The sequence below is a fragment of the Maribacter taeanensis genome, from assembly GCF_047345145.1.
Taxonomy (GTDB): Bacteria; Bacteroidota; Bacteroidia; order Flavobacteriales; family Flavobacteriaceae; genus Maribacter_C.
The window spans coordinates 396,939-417,647 of record NZ_JBLFER010000002.1 but is presented as its reverse complement, the minus strand read 5'-3'; the positions used below and the strand labels follow the sequence as shown (position 1 = coordinate 417,647).

The window sequence follows — 20,709 nt, the reverse complement described above, 5'->3', positions numbered from 1 at the left end:
TTTATTTAAAGTCAATAAAGTCTTGCGGGTTCAATGGCGAACCCTTGTCCCAAAGTTCGAAGTGCAAATGTGGGCCTGTGGTTAATTCGCCTGTATTACCGACGGAGGCAATAACTTCTCCTGATCTTACTATGTCTCCTTGTCCTTTATTCAACGAGCCATTGTGCTTATAGACACTTAACAAACCATCCTTATGTTCAATAATAATTACATGGCCCGTATCCGCTGTCCACTCGGCAAAAATTACCATTCCATCAGCTGTTGCCTTCACCGGAGTCTCTCGGGGGGCAACAACATCAACTGCATAGTGCTTTCTTTTAGCGTCATATTGCTGCGTAACCGTACCACTGACAGGAGGAAATAATATAATTTCGGTCTTTGTACTGCTTCTTTCAAATAAATTATACTTGTCTTCAAGAGCCACCTCAGCCCTTAGCATAGAATCTTGCCTTATTGGCGTAAGATCAACCGTTGTCGGATCTAACTTAAATTGTTCAAATAGGGAATCTCGATTAATTTCGTTATTCTCAATATCCCCCTTTAAAACCATACGAATATTATCTAAATACCGATTGGTATTATTTAATATTCTTACCAAAGAATCTGTTTCATAAGTAAGATCGGTTGCCTGCTTCTTAAGTTTGGTTGAAGAATAGCCTGGTATATACTCCCTGAGTGGCGTAAAGGCAATAAGCAGGGTTGTCAAACCAATAAGTCCGATAATGCAAAGAGATCCTGTAACAAAAACGTTCAGTCGGCTTAGTTTAAAAGATATTTTTTCTTCAAAAGTGCTTTCATTCAAAATAACTAGTCGATACTTATGCAGCAACTTCCTTTTGATTTCCTTTCTTTTTTTGACCTTCTTCGCCATAGCCTACAAAGATAAACTTAGAATTGAATTACACATCGCTTCCTATAAATTTTATGCATTTCAAAAACCATTGTGCATTTAAATTGTCTTCATAAAAAATTCTTTTGGCGTTTACAATTAAAAAGCCTTGCTGAGCGTTAGTATTAACAACAAACTAAATACTTTTTACTACCTTTGATTTCTATTAAAATTTCAACTATGATAGCTCAAACATTTTTAGCCATTGGTGCCCCTCAAATTATCTTAGTAGTAGTGGTTGTACTTCTTTTATTCGGAGGAAAAAAGATTCCTGAATTAATGCGCGGATTAGGAAGTGGTATTAAAGAGTTCAAAGATGCTTCTAAAGACGATGAGAAATTAGAAGAAAACAAAGAATAGAAAACCTTTTCTAATATAGTTAACCCTTGGCAAAACCAAGGGTTTTTTGTTTTTTACAACCACTTATTTAATTCAAGTAATTTTATTTTTATAGCGATTTTCTGCATTTGCCTATAAATGATCATTTTAGTGTAGGAAACATACACTTATTCCTTCACACACAACAAATCTCTCTTGCCACACAACAAATTTTAACATTTACGTATCACAAATGTTAAAATCTCCGTTAAGGAGTTAATAATTAAAGTATTACTGCAGGCTGTCCCCCCTAGCTGGTAGTTCTATTTGACCAAGTTTTACGATATTTATGCCGCACCTACTCAAGCAAATTTTTGTTGTGCTTATTTTTTTTGGTTTTACTAGTCACATCGTTCCTAAAACCGATTCTAGTAAAAGCATCAAGGCCAATGTTGTCAATCGTATTGATGATAGTACAGCCTCGCTTTATGTGCCAACCTTTTCGAACTGCCCTTCCAATATTTCAAATATTATGCCCGTTTCGGGCGATTGTACCGCAGTGGTAACATGGACACCTCCAACGGCATCAGGTTCTGGGCCTATCACCATGACTAGTAATTATAACCCAGGAGATTCTTTCTTTCCTGGCACCCATCGCGTAATCTATCGTGCTACAGATTCGAATGGTACTTCATTCTGCGAGTTTACTGTAGAGGTTTTAGATATTCAAGCTCCGGTTATTACCGTTCCCTCCGATATTACTGTTGATGTAGATCCAGGTAGTTGTGGTGCCGTTGTAACATTTCCGTTTCCTCAAGCTACGGATAATTGCCCGGCGGGTACGGGTGAATCTCCTTTGGAGCAAGATTTTGATGGTGGAGAAGACTTTTCTCAATTATGCTATGAATTCATAGGGACCCTTGTAGGAACTCAGGGCCTAGTGAATGGTTCAAATGAATTAGAGACTTTCGAATTAGTAAACTTTGATACCAGAATTTTTAAGACACCACTAACGCGCTTCAATGGTGATGGCGATATTTTATTTGACCATAGATTGTTGAGAGGTGTCCAAACAGGAAACCTAAACAACCACAGACCAGAAGTTACGGTTAAACTTATAAATACATCTGGAGGAGAAACGGTTATTTATAACTATGCCTATACAGATGAAGTCGTTCAAAACACTTTCATTCCTATTACATTAAGCGGAAACTATTATGTTCAATTCGAGTTTGATGCTAATAGAAATAGAAACCACAAGGTAGTCTTAGACGATTTATATATTCCTGGTTTCGTTGTGGCAGACGAAGGTTTATCAGGCTCTTGTCCTGCCGCTAACCTTCGTGTTTCCCAGATTGGTGGTTTTCCCTATAGGAGCAATGTAGAATTTCCTGTAGGAACAACAACCTTAAGGTATTTTACCGAAGATGCCTCGGGTAATATTGCTTTCAACCAATTTAACGTAACAGTTAATAACAACATAAATGCCCCTGCAGGTTCAAGTGAAACTTATTGCGAGGGCACTGCAATTCCAGAATTGTCAGTTACGGTAGGTCCCGGTCAAACAGCAGATTGGTACGCAAACCCTTCTGGAACTAGCCTATTGCTTGCAGATAGCACCACCTATACACCAACTGGTCCGGGCACGTTTTATGTAGAGACTCGAAACCCCCTTACAGGTTGTGTAAGTTCTACCAGAACACCTATTACTTTGATTCAAAATCCGCAACCCAGCCCACCAGCCACTACCAGTCCTATAGAATATTGTGTAAATGATTCCGCCACTGCTTTGACCGCCTTGGGTGATCCTGGCAATATGATTCGTTGGTACGACGCAGCTACTGGGGGAACCTTATATCCTTCTGCACCTGTGCCAAATACGACAACCGCAGGAACCACCTCATACTATGTTGAGCAAGAAGACGCAGGTACGGGTTGTATCAGCAATAGGACGCAGGTGGATGTTATTGTTCATTCGCTTCCATTGGCGCCAAGTATTACATCTCCTGTAGAATATTGTATTGGTGATATTTCGGCACAACTTGATTCACATGCAACTGGCACTAATTTAAGATGGTATACAGCTGCAAGTGGCGGTACGGAAATACCTGGAACAACACAACCAAACACTTCCATAGCAGGTCAACAGTTCTTCTGGGTCACGCAATCAGCGGTATCCGGAAGCACTAATTGTGAAAGTGCGAGGACTAGGTTGACTGTAAATGTCAATACAGCTCCTGCCATTTCAGCAAATCCAACTAATCAAACAATTTGCCCAAATGGTAACGTTTCTTTCACTGCTACGGCCTCAAATACAAGTACCTACCAATGGCAAGAATTTGGTAGTGGTATTTGGAGCGATTTAGCTGAGGCGTCTCCGTACAGTAACACTACGACCACGACGCTTAACATCAATGGTGCTACTCTAGGTATGAACGGAAATCAATATCGTATGGTCGCTTCTAGCGCTGCCGCCACATGTTCAGATGCAATATCCAATCCAGCGACATTGACCGTAGAAGACAATACACCTCCCGTTCTCGCCGGATGTCCTACAGGGCCTATTGCGGCTAACAGTACGGCAGGTAGTTGTGGTGCTCTAGTTACTTGGACACCCCCTACAGCCACAGATGATTGTGGAAGCGCGACCATCACAAGTAATGGATACAGTCCTGGGGATGAGTTTTTGCCTGGTACAACAACCGTAATCTATACTGCTACTGATGGTGCTGGAAATACTGATACTTGCAGCTTTGACGTGATAGTGACCGATAACGTCACCCCAGAACTTACAGGTCCTGCAAATACTACAGTGCAAGCCAACAATGCAGGTTGTACGGCAATTGTAAATTATACTGATCCTGTTGCTGCCGATAATTGCGTAATGAGTACAGGCGAGTATCCCGTTGCAACAGATTTTGAGGTGCCCAGTAGAAACGACTTGATTGCAGAATGTTGGATTTTCTTTGGAAGCGACGTTTCTAATTCAAGTGCATTGGCCGGAAGTAGAAGCTTTAGAACTTCTGAAGTGGAACCAGGCCAAACGAGAGGGTTGGTAAGTCCTTTGATGTATTTTAATGGCACAGGTGAAATCGGTTTTATCCATCGGCTGCAAAATTTTCCAAATGATATAACTACAGTTAGACTTTTTACCGAGGATGAAGCTGGTAACATCGACCCAACACCTTTCTATACCTACACTTATACTGACCTTAATTTACATACGGCTAATGCGCCAATTTCATTCAGTGGAAATTATCGTATTCGTTTTGAGTTTGATACTGATATAAAAAGAAATACCAGTAAGCGCATTCGAATGGATAACCTTACGATCCCCGGAATCAAATTGTCTGACCCCTCAAATGGTTGTGCTCCAGCTGAATTCAATATCATACAAACCGCTGGCTTAGCCTCAGGAAGTACTTTCCCAATTGGAACAACTACGAATACCTTTGAAGTTACTGATACCTATGGTAACACAGACTCTTATAGTTTTGATATTACTGTTGAAAATAATTTGACCGTGACAGCTAACGTCACAGATACCGAAGTTTGTCAAGGAGAATCTGTAACCTTGACAGGTTCTGGAGCACAATCGTACTCTTGGGACAACGGCGTTACCAACGGAGTGCCATTCACAATAAATTCGACTACAACGTTTACAGTGACCGGAACTGATGCCAATGGTTGCCAAGACACCGATTCCATTACGGTAACTGTAAATCCGAATCCAACAATCACTGTAACCAGCGCTCCTGCTTGTTCTACTGATTTAAGTACATATTCCTTGTCCGTAAGCGTGAGCAACGGCACAGTAACCAGTTCTGAAGGTACAGTCACAAATACAGGCGGCAATGATTGGACCATAAGCAATATTACTTCCGGAAACAACATCACGGTCACCGTAACCGATTCAAATACCTGTTCAGAAAATATAGCCATCAATGCACCAAATTGTGGTTGCCCAACTGTAAATGCACCAACAAGTGGTGGTAACCAAACCGAATGCGAAGCCAATCCTATACAGACATTAACAGCAATGGCAACGCCGCCATCTGGCGCCAGTATTTCATGGTATGATGCCGCAACCGGTGGAAACACAGTCGCAAGTGCAACTTTGAACACCGTTGGGACTATAACCTATTTCGCAGAAAGTGTAGATAATCTGAATGGTTGTACAAGTTCTACGAGAACTCCTGTAACCCTAACCATTCAAGACGCTCCTTTAGCGCCGGCAAGCGGAGGTGACCAAACAGAATGTGAAGCTTCACCAACACAGACATTAACTGCCACAGCAACTAGCGGTGCCGGAAAGAATATTGTATGGTATGATGCAGCCTCTGGAGGAAATACAGTTGCTTCCCCAACCTTGAATTCTGTGGGTACTGTAACCTATTATGCAGAAAGCCGTGATGATATAACTTCTTGCCCTAGTTTTTCAAGAACTGCCGTTACCTTGACGATACAACCAAATCCCACGGCACCAACAAGCGGTGGAAACCAAACGCAATGTGAAGCAAACCCAATTCAAACTTTAACAGCAACGGCAACTGCCCCTGCAGGTTCAAGTGTTATTTGGTATGATGCTTCATCAGGTGGAAGCGTTGTACCTGGCCCAACTTTGAATACTGTCGGTACAATAACGTATTACGCTGAGAGCCAAAATGGAGCCACAAGTTGTGTTAGTAATACAAGAACCCCTGTTACACTTACCATACAAGATACTCCTACAATCTCTGAAACGCCGAGTTCGGCAAGTTGTTCATTGGATTTAACCACATATTCGGTATCGGTGGATGTAAGTGAAGGAACAGTTACTTCTTCCGAAGGAACGGTCGTTGATAATGGTGGGAACAATTGGACTATCTCCGGAATTACTTCTGGAAATAATATTACTGCAACCGTTACAGCTCTGAATTCATGTTCTGATATCATTACGATTACGGCGCCAAATTGTAGTTGCCCTATCGTAAACGCTCCAACAAGTGGCGGAGACCAAACGCAATGTGAAGCAAGTCCTATTCAAACTTTGACCGCTACTGCAACACCTCCGTCGGGTGCAACCGTGGTTTGGTATGATGCGGCTTCCGGAGGAAATGTAGTTGCTAGCCCTACTTTAAATTCGGTTGGAACGGCAACTTATTACGCAGAAAGTGTTCAAAATGTAACCAATTGTGTGAGTAGCACTAGAACCGCCGTAGCTTTAACAATACAGGCTACACCAACAAATCCAGTTAGTGGCGGAGACCAAACACAATGTGAGACAAGCCCTATTCAAACTTTAACTGCGACTGCAACAGCTCCTGTTGATTCAAGTATAGTTTGGTATGATGCAGCTTCCGGAGGGAATGTAGTCGCTAGCCCAACTTTAAATTCCGTTGGAACGGTAACCTATTACGCAGAAAGTAGTGATGATACCTCTTCATGCGTAAGTTTTGCAAGGACTCCTGTTGTTCTAACCATTCAAGATACACCCGATATTACAATATCAAACGCGCCTACTTGTGCACCAGATTTACTGACCTATACGGTTTCCGTAGACGTAAGTGAAGGAACTGTTACTTCAACAGAAGGAACTGTCATTGATAATGGTGGGAACAATTGGACTATCTCCGGAATTACTTCTGGAAATAATATCACCCTGACCGTTACCGCACCTAATGCCTGTGCACAGAATTTGGCCATTACAGCGCCTAATTGCAGCTGTCCGGTAGTAAATGCCCCAACAAGTGGTGGAAACCAAACAGAATGTGAAGCAAGTCCTGTTCAAACCTTGACTGCTAACGCTACTGCGCCTGTTGATGCGACCGTTGTTTGGTACGATGCGGCTTCGGGAGGTAATGTAGTTGCCAGTCCAACTCTTAATACCGTTGGAACGGCAACCTACTTCGCAGAAAGCAGAGATAATATTACAAGTTGTACAAGCAGCACAAGAACCGCGGTAGTTTTGACAATTCAGGCTACGCCAGCTAATCCAATTAGTGGCGGAGATCAAACACAATGTGAGGCAAGCCCTATCCAAACTCTAACTGCGACTGCAACAGTTCCAGTTGGTTCAACTGTAGTTTGGTACGATGCAGCTTCCGGAGGGAATGTAATTGCTAGCCCAACCTTAAATACGGTAGGAACTATTACTTATTTCGCGGAAAGTAGCGATGATATCACCTCATGTGTAAGTTTTGCACGGACTCCTGTCATTTTAACAATTGAAGACACACCAGATATAACAATATCAAGCGCGCCAACTTGCGCGCCAGATTTACTGACCTATGCAGTTTCCGTAAACGTAAGTGAAGGAACGGTAACCTCTACAGAAGGAACTGTCATTGATAATGGTGGGAACAATTGGACTATCTCCGGAATTACTTCTGGAAACAACATCACTCTAACTGTTGCGGCGCCTAATACTTGTGCACAGACTTTAGCCATTACAGCTCCTAATTGCAGCTGTCCGGTAGTAAATGCCCCCACAAATGGTGGAAACCAAACAGAATGTGAATCGAGCCCTATTCAAACTTTAACCGCAACGGCAACTGCGCCTGTTGATGCAACCGTTGTTTGGTACGATGCGGCTTCAGGAGGGAATGTAGTGGCTAGTCCAACTCTTAATACAGTTGGAACAGCGACCTACTTCGCAGAAAGTGTTCAAAATGTAACCAATTGTGTAAGTAGCACTAGAACAGCCGTAGCTTTAACAATTCAGGCTACACCAACAAATCCAGTTAGCGGAGGTGATCAAACACAATGTGAGACAAGCCCTATTCAAACCTTAACAGCAGCAGCAAATGCCCCTGTTGGTTCAAGCGTGATTTGGTACGATTCGGCTTCTGGAGGGAATGTAATTGCTAGTCCAACTTTAAATTCTGTTGGAACTATTACCTATTTCGCAGAAAGTAGTGATGATACCTCTTCATGTGTAAGTTTTGCCCGGACTCCCGTTGTTTTAACAATAAATGCTTTGCCTTCAGTAATTGCGAATGCAAGCACAATTACCATAAATGCCGGAGAACCGGTTACCCTAACTGGTTCAGGTGCGACTTCCTATGTTTGGGACAATGGAGTAACAGATGGTGATACCGTATTTCCATTGGTCACCACCACATATACTGTTATAGGAACAGATGGGAATACCTGCGAAAACACAGATAGCGTTACTATTACCGTAGGAGCTACCTCTGATATCCGATTAGAAAAAACGGTAGATGTTGCAAATCCGAATGTTGGTGATACAGTTATATTCACATTAACTGCCACAAATGACGGGCCTAGCGATGATGTAGGTGGAAGTATTGTGCATGACCCGCTTCCTATTGGATATACCTATACTTCAGATACTGGAAATGCCACCAACGGAACGTATGACAACGTCTCCGGAAATTGGACACTTCCTGCATTGACTAATGGAAGCAGTTCATCAATAACCATAAGCGCAACAGTGAATACCCCGACTGGTACAGCGAACGAATACAGCAACGTTGCACAAGTAACATTTGCTACCAACTTCGATTCAGATTCTGCTCCAAACAACGATGATGGAGACCAAAGCGAGGATGATGAAGCTGCGGTAGCTGTTACGCCACAAGTCGCAGACCTTGAAGTAACAAATTCAATTTCGCAGCCAACTGCAAATCCCGGCGATGCATTAACATTAACCGCTGATATTCTTAATAATGGTCCAAATGATGCTACAAATGTGAGTCTTGAAAACGTAGTGCCAAGCGGATTTACCGTAACCAACATAAACGACGGCGGCTCGCAAAGTGGAAATGTAATTTCATGGTCGGGACTTAACATTCCTAACGGAACTACGGCTACGGTTACTTTTGAAGTAACTGTAAACAATCCGGTGAATATTCCTGATGAATACCTAAATACGGTTCAAGTAACTACAGTAGACCAATTCGATGCTGATTCTGCACCGAACAACGATGACGGAGACCAAAGTGAAGATGACGAGGATAACATCCTATTAATCCTCCAATCTACTGACCTTGAAATAGTAAATACTGTTACGCCAGATTCTGGCAACCCTGGTGATACCTTGACATTTACGGTTGAAGTTATCAATAACGGAACCGATGATGCCACCAACGTTGCTATTGAAAATGTTGTTCCATCCGGATTTACAATTACAAGCATCAATAACGGCGGTACCCAAACAGCTAACACAATCTCATGGAGTGGGTTAAATATACCAAACGGTACGTCTTCGACTTTGAGCTTTGAAGTAACCATAAACGTGCCTACCAACACAATGGGAGAATACCTAAATACAGTACAAATTATAGCTGTTGACCAATTAGACCCTGATTCTACCCCTAACAACGATGATGGTGATCAAAGTGAAGATGATGAAGACAATGCAGAAATTGTTCTTATTCCGGCCGATTTAAGTTTGAATAAAACCCTGAGCGCAGCTTCCAATCCATCACCAAATGCGGGAGATACGGTAACTTTTGAATTGACCCTTACTAACGAAGGACCCGGTATCGCTACCAATGTTATTATTGAAGACACCTTACCTATTGGTTATACATTAGGAACAGTTAACGATGGCGGAACTGTCTCTGGAAATGTTATTTCTTGGGATATTCCAAATATGCCCGTTGGCAGCCAAACGCTCAGTTATGAAGTGACTTTAAATACGCCAACAAATGCGGTAGATGAATATACCAATGTGGCACAAATCATTGCATCGGATCAATTTGATCCCGACTCTACTCCAAACAACGACGATGGCGACCAAAGTGAAGATGATGAGATTAGTCACATGATTGACCCTCCAACGGTTGACTTGGAAATCAACAAAACAGTTGACAAACAACAGACTTTCTTTGAAGATACGATAGTGTTTACAGTTACGGCAACCAACAATAGTTCGTACGATGCTACCAATATCGGAATAGAAGATATACTGCCATCAGGGTATATATTGGTTTCAACTTCTGCTGATACTGGCACATACAATGAAACAACCTTCACTTGGGAAATACCTTTCATTGCCATTGGAACAACCGCTTCTTTAGAAATGACCGTTACAGTGACTGATGTTGAGGATTATACTAACATAGCCCAACTAATTTATGTAGATCAAATCGACCTCAACCTTGATAACGACCGCGCCGAAGCCACTCCCGAAATCACGCAATCTGAATGCTTGACAGTTTTCAATGAATTTTCACCAAATGGCGATGGCGCGAATGATGTTTTCTTTATAGAATGCATTGAACAATACCCAGATAATATTTTACAAGTATTTAATCGCTGGGGAGTCAAAGTGTTCGAAATGAGAAATTACGATAATAGTTGGAATGGAACGTCCATGGGAAGAGTTACAACAGGCGGTTCTCAAAAACTTCCTGTCGGCACATATTATTATACACTACAATTAGGTGAAAGTCAAACCCCTCCTAAATCTGGATGGTTATATATAAGCAGATAACTATGGCAATCAATTGATGTTAGAAAAACGAGAAATGACCTTATTGAGAAAATATTTATTAGTATTAACTTTAGCACTAGCATCATATGCTGGTTTTAGCCAGCAAGATCCTCAGTATACGCATTATCAGTATAATACGATGACTGTGAATCCCGGGTATTCAGGGTCACGTGGACATTTGACCTTACTTTCAATGTTTCGCAGTCAATGGGTTGGTCTAGAAGGTTCTCCACAGACTATAACGTTCGGTATAGATTCGCCGATTGGCAAATTTGACGGTATCGGGCTCTCCATTGTTCAAGATCAGCTAGGGCCGTCTACCGAGACTTATATAGATGGCAACTACGCACATCAGTTAGTTCTAAATCGAAAAGGACATCGATTAGCTCTCGGTTTAAAAGCTGGAGTTCGATTTTTCAGTTTAGATTGGTCAAAAGGCCTATTTAGAGACCCTGAAGCAATTTTCAACGAAAATATTAATACCAAGTTATTACCAAGTATTGGTGCTGGACTTTTTTATTATACCGATAAGTTTTATTTAGGCCTATCTACCCCTAATGTGTTCACAAATGCACATTATGATGAGATACAAGAATCTGAAGCTCTAGAGCGCATGCATTTCTTTCTAATTGGTGGATATGTGTTTGACCTTAACCACGATTTGAAGTTCAAACCCTCCTTTTTTGTTAAACAAGTTTTAGGAGCTCCATTAGCCGTTGATGTATCTGCAAATTTTTTAGTATACGAAACTCTAAATTTAGGCGTTAACTACAGATGGGATGATTCTGTCAGCGGTCTACTAGGCTTCCAGATTTCACCAAAATTTAATATAGGCTATGCCTATGATTTTAGTATAAACGAATTAAATAACTATAATACCGGAACCCACGAAATCTTCTTGCGATACCAATGGATATCAAGCGAAAATAGATTGAAGTCCCCTAGATTCTTCTAATAACCCAAATCATGAAACGACTAATTACCACCTGCCTTTTATTACTGTCCCTTGGGATAGGTGCTCAAAATATTCAGGAAACTGATATAGACCAAACCACCGGTTCAATCAACTTTGACACCTCCGAAGCAAATACCGAGGCTACAGAGTTCATTTCTATTTCAGAAACTTTTGAAGAAGCCGCTAAAAAGAATAATATTCCTCATCGTTCATTCGATGGTCTTGACGGGGTTGAAGATGGTTACTATGCCATTATGGGAGTGTTCAGTGAAGGAAGAAATCTTAAACGTTCGATTAAAAAATTAAAAAAGAAAGGGTTCAATGCAGGCTCTATATTGAATCCTGAGAATAATTTGAACTACGTTTATCTACAACATTTTCCATTTGGTCTAGAAGCAGTTGACGCGTGTGCGAGCTCATTTGATGGTGAATATAAAGGCGATGTTTGGATACTCAGCGTTGAAAACGGTACACAAGTAGCTCAAACAGATGAGGAAATGGGGCGATCAAATCCTAAACTTGTACAGGTTGAAGATGTAAGCTATGACATGCTTGGAGAGTCTAACACCGCTAAAAGTATAGCCACAAATATAAATGAGACCCCCAATAAGACTAAACTAATTCAGCGCGCTGATCACTACTTTGATAAAATGTGGTATGCGGAAGCCGCAGAACTTTATGAAAAAGTCCTTACAAAAGGTGACGGAAATAATACGTATGAAATAATGCAGAAAGCCGCCGATTCTTATTATTTCAATACCAATATGGAAAAGGCATATGAATGGTATAACAAATTGTATATCAAATATGGCAAAGAAATGTCAGCAGACAATGTCTTTAAGTATGCTCACTCATTAAAGGGAACAGGAAAGTATGCAAGGTCAAAACGTCTTATGCGTTTGTATAATAAAAAAATGGAGAAAGGTGAGCTAGCTGATCTTGATTCAAATATTACTTTGCCAAACGAAATGGTCTTAGACGAAATTTTAAACAATGAGTCTGATTATAAATTGAAAAATTTAGCTATAAATACAGAATATTCTGATTTCTCTCCAATGTTTTTAGATTCCACTCAGATAGTTTTCGCGTCGGCCAAGGATTCCTCTTTTTTAAATACCAGACGGTATAAGTGGAATAATCAACCGTACCTTGATTTGTACGTAGCTAAAATCAATGAAGAATCTCAAGATTTAAAAAATGCCATTAAGTTTTCTAAAAAAATCAACACAAAGTACCATGAGGCTTCTGTAACGTTTTCACCGGATAACGAAACCATGTACTTTACCCGGAATAATTATGGCAAAAAACTAAAGCGCGATAAAAATGGCGTGAATCATCTTAAGATTTATATGTCTAGAAAGATAAATGGATCATGGTCAGACGCTATTGAAGTACCTTTTAATAGTGATGATTATTCTACAGGACATCCAGCTTTAAGTCCCGATGGCAAGCAGCTTTATTTTGTTTCTGATATGCCTGGGAGTATAGGTCAAACCGACATTTTTGTTGTTGATGTTAACGGAGATAATTCGTTCTCCGAGCCACGGAACTTAGGACCAGAAATAAATACAGAAAGAAAAGAAATGTTCCCTTTTATAAATGACCAAAAACTCTACTTTTCATCTGATGGTCATACTGGCCTTGGAGGACTAGATGTTTATGAGAGCGCTTACACGGAAGAAGGTTTTGAAGAAGTTAAAAACTTAGGAAAGCCTGTTAATAGCAATAAAGATGATTTCTCATACATTATAAATGAAGAAAACCAACAAGGGTTTTTCGCTTCAAATAGAGCAGACGGTAAAGGTGACGATGACATTTATTCCTTCAAACGACTTGTAATAGAAGAAGTGCCTGCTAGTTCCAATGCTATCGCCGGGGTTGTAACAGAATTGATTACAGGAGATATTATGCCGCAAGCTTTGGTTGAACTGTTAGACGAAAATGGTATTAAGCTCAAAGAAATGATGACAGATGATGATGGATATTTCATCTTTGAAGATTTAGAAGCCGATAAAAAATATACTATAAAGGCAACAAGTGATACCTATTTCGAAAATGTTCAAGAGGTGACCACAATTGAAAACGATACAGTACAAGTAGATTTAGAAATGCGAAAATTAAAAGAGATGATCGCAGTTGAAGACGGAATTAAGAAATTGAAAACCGAAATGATTTACTTTGACTTTGATAAGTCCTACATACGTAGAGATGCATCTGAAGAACTTGATAAACTTGTTGAGGTAATGACGGAATATCCAAATATGGTTATTAAAATTGAATCACATACAGATTCAAGAGGTAAGAAGGCTTACAACAAGTATTTATCAGACAGAAGAGCTAAATCTACACGTGATTATATCATTTCTAAAGGAATCGCTCCTTCTAGAATAGAAAGCGCAATTGGTTACGGTGAAGAAAGACTAGTCAATGGATGTGATGGTAGCTTTGCTTGTACAGAAAAACAACATTTCGCAAACAGACGATCTGAATTTATTATTGTAAACATGTAATACTCTATAAGAACTAATATCAAAACCGCTAGCCCCAAAGGCAGCGGTTTTTTTGTTTAATAATTCCTTGCCACATAGTTGTTATGGAACATTCAAAGCCATTTTAATTCCTGAAAGCACACTTATTATTTGTTTCACAACAGATCAAATACTATTCACAACAAAATACATCAGGTAAAATACGTAATTCACCGATTTTAAGTTATATAAAGACCAAATTGATCCATAACCCAAATCTTAAAATACATGAAAAACGTACTACTTATCAAAGAAATCTATTTAGAAGCCTTCAAAAATCTGGGCACGAAACTAGTAAAGTCTTATTTTAAAGCTTTCTCTTGGTTCTGCTTTGCAAGTTTCTTGATTGTGCTTTATGCATTCGTTTTCAGAGTCGTTACTGGCTTTGCATTCGATTAATACAACTTAACCAACCTAACCTATCAAAAGCGCCCTTAAAGGGCGCTTTTTTAGTTGACTTAATTTTAATTGAGGTCATGATTGTTCTTGTCGATTCCTCCTACATTGAAAAGCGAGTTTAGACCAAAAACAATGCCTTTGTAAACCTATTCTTATATTTTCGTTTTGCTATTCATCCCCCTAGATCCGCTTTTTGTCCGAATATTACAATATTGTATTTATACGGCGAAGTTTTAGATCCTTATATCCAATAAATTGTCACTGCGCCTGCAAAATACTAGACCTTTGAGATGTTAGTAATATTAAAACTCCGTATGAATATGAAGAAATTTTTACTAGTTAAAGAAATTTACATTGAAGCATTCAGAGACTGGACACAGCAGTTTCTAATAAAGTATTTTAAGACCTTTTCTTGGATTTGTCTGTGCTTGTGGGCTATAACTGTATATGCATTTGTGTTTCGACTTTCTACAGGCTTCGCATTCTAGAACTAGAATGATATAATTAAAAGCACAACGTAAAAAAGCATCTGTTAAAAGGGTGCTTTTTTACTTCTCAACAGTTTGCTTATTCGTAAACCTTACAGTTTTCATAATGGCTTCTAGTCTAAACATATCATCCCTCTTATTTGTTGCCGGCGCAAAAGTGAATCCTTCAACAACAAGCTTTCTATCATTATCATCAATAATATAAGTTAAGAAAGGTCCAGCCATGGGGTAATTTTTAATATCCCAGATACCTCGAACTTCAATAGCTTTCCTTCCAGCTATTTCTGCTGGAAATATGGAAGGAGAAAATGCAGGTTCTGTTCTCATATGCGTTACTTTATTAGGCACATCATCACCTGGTATATACAAGGCACCTATAGAATCACGCATTTTAACGATGTCTCGTACCAAAGTAGAATCTACAGAAAAACTGTTTGCTGGCATTTGGTAAGCTATTATATTCATATGGCCTTTTTGAATCTCTCTATCCATCCAAACAAAGTTGTCTTCCTGCCTTCCTACTTTATAAATGGAAGGCACACTCATTGTAATATTGAATTTTTCTTCTAAAACCCCTTCTTTATTCAACGATTTTAATAGTCGTGTTTGTGTTTCTTTAAGTTCCATAGCTTTATATGATGCTATAATCTCATCTGCCTTTGCATCTATATCGTCCATTATTTCTTTATTAGTGCGTCCTTTAAAAACAGCCATCCTTTGAGGAGTAGCATATACATCTGTCTTTAATTCAACTACATCAGCGGTGTCTTTTTTGACAAGTAAAATAGCCTTTGTAGTTAACAAAGATCCGGTGAATACTTTGGGAGGTACTTGATTCAAAGTCAAAATAGACTCTTCCCAAGTCAACCCTACCGCAGTCGCCGCAAAATGTTCTCTCACCTTATCACCTACTTCACCCTTCCAAAGCTCATTATCCATAACCACGGTTACGCGATTTACGGCTCCTATCGAGCTGGGTAAATAATTTTGAGATTTTCCATTATTACAAGAAACAAGGCCAACAAAGGCCAGAAATAGTAGTGTTCTAAGTGCTTTCATAGGTCATTTAATTATGAGGAGCAATCGCAAAGTTTTAGCTTCATGCCCGGTTTTAGATTCTTACCACTAATACCGTTCCATTCTCGTAAATTTTCAATGCTAATTCCTTGATAGGTTCTAGAAATGGTCCAAAGTGAATCTCCGCTCTTAACAACATGTATTTTATTACTAGGTACATTTTTTAAGCTCACAGGTTTTGTAGTAGTCTTCTTTTTAGAGGTGGCAGCAACACCACGTGTACCTCTAGGATAAATAGTCAGACGCTGTCCGACACGTAAATTATTACTACGAAGTCCGTTCCAGCTTTTAATTTGACTTACCCTTACACCATAGCGTTCGGCGATTTTTCCTAAATAATCTCCGCTGCGAACTCTATATCTAACACGATTTTGCTGAGCCGCTTTTACCAAGGCTGGCAACGGACTCTCTTTACTCTTCAATTCCTTTTCTACATGCGCATAGATAGCTGACTCGTTATTCACAAACTTGCCCATCTCTTTTCTAGGCAAACGCAATGTATAATCCTTGCCTTTCACATAAGGGATCACTTTAAGTTTGTACGACGGATTCAATACTTCTAATTCTTCTTTGCTGATACCAACCAATTCAGAAATTTGATCAAAAGTGATAATACTTTTTACATGAACGGTATCCGTTTCAAAATAAGGTCGGGCTACCTTTTCGCCTTTTAAACCGTGTTCTTCAGCATATTCAAACAAATACATCGTAGCCAAAAATGCTGGCACATAACCAGCCGTTTCACGTGGAAGATTTTTGCGAATATTCCAATAGTTTTTATAACCGCCAGATCTTCTGATCGCCTTATTCACGTTACCTGGACCAGAGTTGTAAGCTGCCAAGGCCAAATCCCAATCGCCAAAAATCTTATACACTCGATTCAAATACTCACAAGCTGCTCTGGTTGATTTAATGGGGTCACTTCTTTCATCTACATAACTGCTCACATCAAGACCGTGCTCTTTACCTGTGCCGTACATAAATTGCCAAAGCCCTGTAGCGCCAACTCTTGAGCGCGCTTTTGGATTTAGGGCAGATTCCACAATAGCCAAATATTTCATTTCTACAGGAATATTGTGATTGTCGAATTCCTGCTCAAATAGAGGAAAATAAAATTGGCTTACCGTTAGCATGCGATTCATTAAACCGCGTTTACGCGTCAGGAAGGATTTGATTACATTTTCTAAGGAAGGATTGTAAACCACATTAAAAGGTGTCTTCTGATTCAGTAACTCCAGGCGCATTTTTAAAGTGTCTGTGTTCAGCTCAACGTCATAAGACTTTTCAGGGTCTAAGGTTGAAACTTCCTTATATATATCATCAAAAAGCGTGGCACTTTCATGCAATTCTTTCATCCACAAGCTGTCATACTTCGCTGCTTCCGGATTGTCTTGTAAGTTGTATGCTCCTTTATCTCCCTCTTTTAGAAGTACCAAAGGATTGTCCTTTATGGCTTGTGAAGATTCCATTTTCTCCATCTGCTCAACCCCTTTCATATCCATAGCAGTGGTATCCAAAGGAATATCCTTAGACTGAATAATCTTGATATCTCTCTTTTGGGGAATGCTGTCTTTTTCTTGAGCTAGACCTGAAACAGCAAAAAACAGAAGTGCAAAAAACGGGAGGAAAAAATTTCTTTTCGCTATCATAAACAGTTCTATAGTTAATGCGGGCTAACGAAAATCCGATTTTTTTCCGAAAGAATAAAATTTCAATTCGTTAAAACCTAATAAAATAGGCATGTGCCTGTTTATCGATAACGCCCGATTTAATCTAATATTGCGGCGATTCCTGGCAGGGTTTTTCCTTCTAAACTCTCAAGCATGGCGCCTCCACCTGTAGACACATAACTTACCCTATCTTGAAAACCAAATTGCTTTACTGCAGCAACGGAGTCTCCACCGCCTACTAAAGAAAATGCACCGCCTTGCGTTGATTCGTCGATAAAGTTGCCCACGCCGATGGTTCCCTTAGCAAAGTTTTCCATTTCGAAAACACCTACAGGACCATTCCATAAGATCGTTTTGCTTTGTAAAATTACCTCTTTGAAGTTTTCTAGAGTTCTTGGTCCGGCGTCTAGTCCTTGCCAACCGTTCGGTATTTTATCAACATCAACCACTTTTGTATTCGCATCATTACTGAAATCATCCGCAGCCAAAACATCTACAGGAATATGAACTTGGACTCCTTTTTCTTTAGCTTGCTTTAGAATATCTAGAGCCAAAGGCATTTTATCGTCTTCGCAAATAGAATCTCCAACCTCGCCTCCTTGGGCCTTGACAAAGGTATAGGTCATTCCCCCGCCGATAATCAAATGGTCTACTTTATCTAGTATATTCTCAATAATTGTAATTTTAGAAGAAACCTTGGCACCTCCTAATATGGCCAAAACCGGTTTTTCACCTGTTTGCATGACTTTTTCTATGGATTCTATCTCTTTCGCCAATAAATAGCCAAAGCACTTGTTTTCTCCAAAATACTGGGCAACAACAGTTGTGGAGGCATGAGCACGGTGCGCGGTACCAAAAGCATCATTGATATAAATGTCACCTAATTTTGAAAGTCGCTCTGCGAAAGTGGCATCGCCATTGGTTTCTGACGAATGGAACCTCAGGTTCTCTAATAGCAAAACTTCTCCAGCTTGTAAATCAGCAACTGCTTGCTCAGCAACTTCGCCAACACAATCGTTTACAAATTTCACTTGAACACCGATAACTTCAGAAACTGTTTTGCAGATATGCTCTAATGAAAAATCAGGATTTCTTTCTCCTTTTGGCCTTCCCAAATGACTCATCAAAACTGCACTGCCACCGTCTTCCAAAACTTTGATAATTGAAGGTTTTGCTGCTTCAATTCTGTTGGTATCTGTGACGTTAAAATCTTCATCCAAAGGCACATTAAAATCCACTCGGATTAATGCCTTTTTATTTTCAAAATTAAAATCTTCTAGAGTCTTCATTTGCATTCGGTTTTTAGAGAAATGCAAATGTAACCCTTTATGTGGGTTCGATGAAAAATGAGGCAAAACAACTTGATTAGATTTTGTTATGAAAAAACCGACGCATCGGTCGGTTCTAGCCTTTTTCTCGAAATGTCATTAGTTATCTTGGATGTTGATTTTTCAATAAATTGAATTTGTCAAACTCAATGATAATAGGTTATGCCAAAGAAAAATAGCAAATTACCGACTGGTGAGTCTGTTCGGAGTAGGGCATTTTTAGGTGATATTCTATATTGTGAAAAGTCCTCCCCTAACCCCTCCTGAAGGAGGGGGACGAATCTCGTTACATGAACAATTTTTTGACGAGCTTTCTCAATTTATTGCGTAAGAACATTACAACGAAAAGCTGTTCCCTCCCCCTGGGGGAGGGCTAGGGAGGGGACTTTTCAAAGCCCAAATTTTAAGTTTGAAAACCCCTATATTTGACCTATGCTTTTCAAAGACATTTTAGGGCTATCACACATCAAAAATCATTTGGCTTCGAGCGCAGACGCAGGACGAATTCCGCATGCGCAAATGTTTGTTGGGCCAGAAGGTTCTGGCACACTTCCGATGGCTTTAGCATACATGCAATATGTGGTTTGTGGAAATCAAAATGGAGAAAATTCTGGAGGCAATGAAAGCTGTAATTTGAAGTTCGATTCGTTATCCCATCCTGACATGCATTTTGCGTTTCCGGTATCGAATTCCGACAAGGTAAAAAGCCACGCGGTGAGCAATCATTATATGGAAGAATGGCGGCAGTTTTTAAAAGAACAACCTTACGGAAATCTTTTCGATTGGTACCGATTGATAGGAATTGAAAAGAAACAAGGGCAAATCGGTGTGGATGAAGCCATGGATGTCGTCAAAAAACTTGCTTTAAAGTCTTACGAAGGCGGATACAAGGTGATGTTGATATGGATGGCGGAGAAATTAAACACCTCTGCAGCCAACAAATTGTTGAAATTAATTGAGGAACCTCCCGAAAAGACCGTCTTTATTCTAGTTACCGAGGATGAGGAACAAATCATACAAACCATACGTTCACGATGTCAAATTCTTCATTTTCCTCCTTTGGCAGAAAACGACATCGCAAAAGCCTTAGAACAAAAAGGATTAGCACGTGAAGAAGCCCTTCGTTTAGCCCACGAAGCCAATGGGAATTTCAATAAAGCTTTGGATTTGATGAACAACGACTCCGAAGATTTGGTCTTTGAAAAATGGTTCGTGCAATGGGTTCGCAGTGCTTTTAAAGCCAAAGGAAATAAGGCGGCCATTCATGAATTGATACTTTGGAGTGAGGAAATCGCCAAAACCGGAAGGGAAACTCAAAAGAAATTTATGCAATATTGTTTAGCCGTAATGCGTCAGGCAATGTTGGTTAATTTCAATGTGAAAGACTTGGCTTTTATGCAGATTCATGTCGACGGATTCAGTCTAGAAAAGTTCGCGCCTTTTGTGCATGAAAACAACATTTTAAGTATTGTGGAAGAACTTGAAAATGCCATGTATCATATTGAACGGAATGGAAATTCAAAAATTATCCTAACGGATTTATCCATTAAATTGACTCGATTATTACATAGAAAAGCTAGCCCTCTAACCCCCAAAGGAGGAATATCTTAACTTT

Annotated in this window: 11 protein-coding genes; 7 read left to right on the top strand and 4 right to left on the bottom strand. The window is 39.8% G+C overall.

Features of this window, described 5'->3' with window-relative positions:
* Window position 1 precedes the first annotated feature (1 nt).
* Complete coding sequence (locus ACKWCD_RS07630) at window positions 2–871, bottom strand: M23 family metallopeptidase (RefSeq protein WP_413983347.1); 870 nt, start codon at window positions 869–871, stop codon at window positions 2–4.
* 198 nt (window positions 872–1,069) lie between these two features.
* Here ACKWCD_RS07630 and tatA point away from each other — a divergent pair, with 198 nt between their 5' ends.
* From tatA to ACKWCD_RS07600, 6 genes are all read left to right on the top strand, one after another.
* On the top strand, window positions 1,070–1,249 hold the full coding sequence (gene tatA, locus ACKWCD_RS07625; RefSeq protein ID WP_138656896.1) for a twin-arginine translocase TatA/TatE family subunit: 180 nt from the start codon (window positions 1,070–1,072) through the stop codon (window positions 1,247–1,249).
* Window positions 1,250–1,556: 307 nt separating this feature from the next.
* Window positions 1,557–10,649 (top strand): Ig-like domain-containing protein, encoded by a 9,093-nt coding sequence (locus tag ACKWCD_RS07620; RefSeq protein ID WP_413983346.1) that lies wholly within the window; start codon window positions 1,557–1,559, stop codon window positions 10,647–10,649.
* A gap of 34 nt (window positions 10,650–10,683) precedes the next feature.
* On the top strand, window positions 10,684–11,604 hold the full coding sequence (locus ACKWCD_RS07615) for a PorP/SprF family type IX secretion system membrane protein (RefSeq protein WP_413983345.1): 921 nt from the start codon (window positions 10,684–10,686) through the stop codon (window positions 11,602–11,604).
* An 11-nt stretch (window positions 11,605–11,615) separates the two neighbouring features.
* Window positions 11,616–14,114, top strand: a complete 2,499-nt coding sequence (locus tag ACKWCD_RS07610) for an OmpA family protein (protein ID WP_413983344.1) — start codon at window positions 11,616–11,618, stop codon at window positions 14,112–14,114.
* Window positions 14,115–14,360: 246 nt separating this feature from the next.
* On the top strand, window positions 14,361–14,531 hold the full coding sequence (locus ACKWCD_RS07605) for a DUF6747 family protein (protein WP_413983343.1): 171 nt from the start codon (window positions 14,361–14,363) through the stop codon (window positions 14,529–14,531).
* A 290-nt stretch (window positions 14,532–14,821) separates the two neighbouring features.
* Window positions 14,822–15,019, top strand: a complete 198-nt coding sequence (locus ACKWCD_RS07600) for a DUF6747 family protein (protein ID WP_413983342.1) — start codon at window positions 14,822–14,824, stop codon at window positions 15,017–15,019.
* A 60-nt stretch (window positions 15,020–15,079) separates the two neighbouring features.
* Here the strand turns inward: ACKWCD_RS07600 and ACKWCD_RS07595 are convergent, their stop codons facing one another.
* From ACKWCD_RS07595 to ACKWCD_RS07585, 3 genes are all read right to left on the bottom strand, one after another.
* On the bottom strand, window positions 15,080–16,078 hold the full coding sequence (locus ACKWCD_RS07595) for a DUF4837 family protein (RefSeq protein WP_413983341.1): 999 nt from the start codon (window positions 16,076–16,078) through the stop codon (window positions 15,080–15,082).
* A gap of 11 nt (window positions 16,079–16,089) precedes the next feature.
* Window positions 16,090–17,745 carry a lytic transglycosylase domain-containing protein gene (locus tag ACKWCD_RS07590; RefSeq protein WP_413983340.1) on the bottom strand — a complete coding sequence of 552 codons (1,656 nt, stop codon included), beginning with the start codon at window positions 17,743–17,745 and terminating at the stop codon, window positions 16,090–16,092.
* Window positions 17,746–17,864: 119 nt separating this feature from the next.
* Window positions 17,865–19,055, bottom strand: coding sequence for a phosphoglycerate kinase (locus ACKWCD_RS07585; RefSeq protein WP_413983339.1), 1,191 nt, complete (start codon window positions 19,053–19,055; stop codon window positions 17,865–17,867).
* 471 nt (window positions 19,056–19,526) lie between these two features.
* Here ACKWCD_RS07585 and ACKWCD_RS07580 point away from each other — a divergent pair, with 471 nt between their 5' ends.
* Window positions 19,527–20,705 (top strand): DNA polymerase III subunit, encoded by a 1,179-nt coding sequence (locus ACKWCD_RS07580; protein WP_413983338.1) that lies wholly within the window; start codon window positions 19,527–19,529, stop codon window positions 20,703–20,705.
* Window positions 20,706–20,709 lie beyond the last annotated feature (4 nt).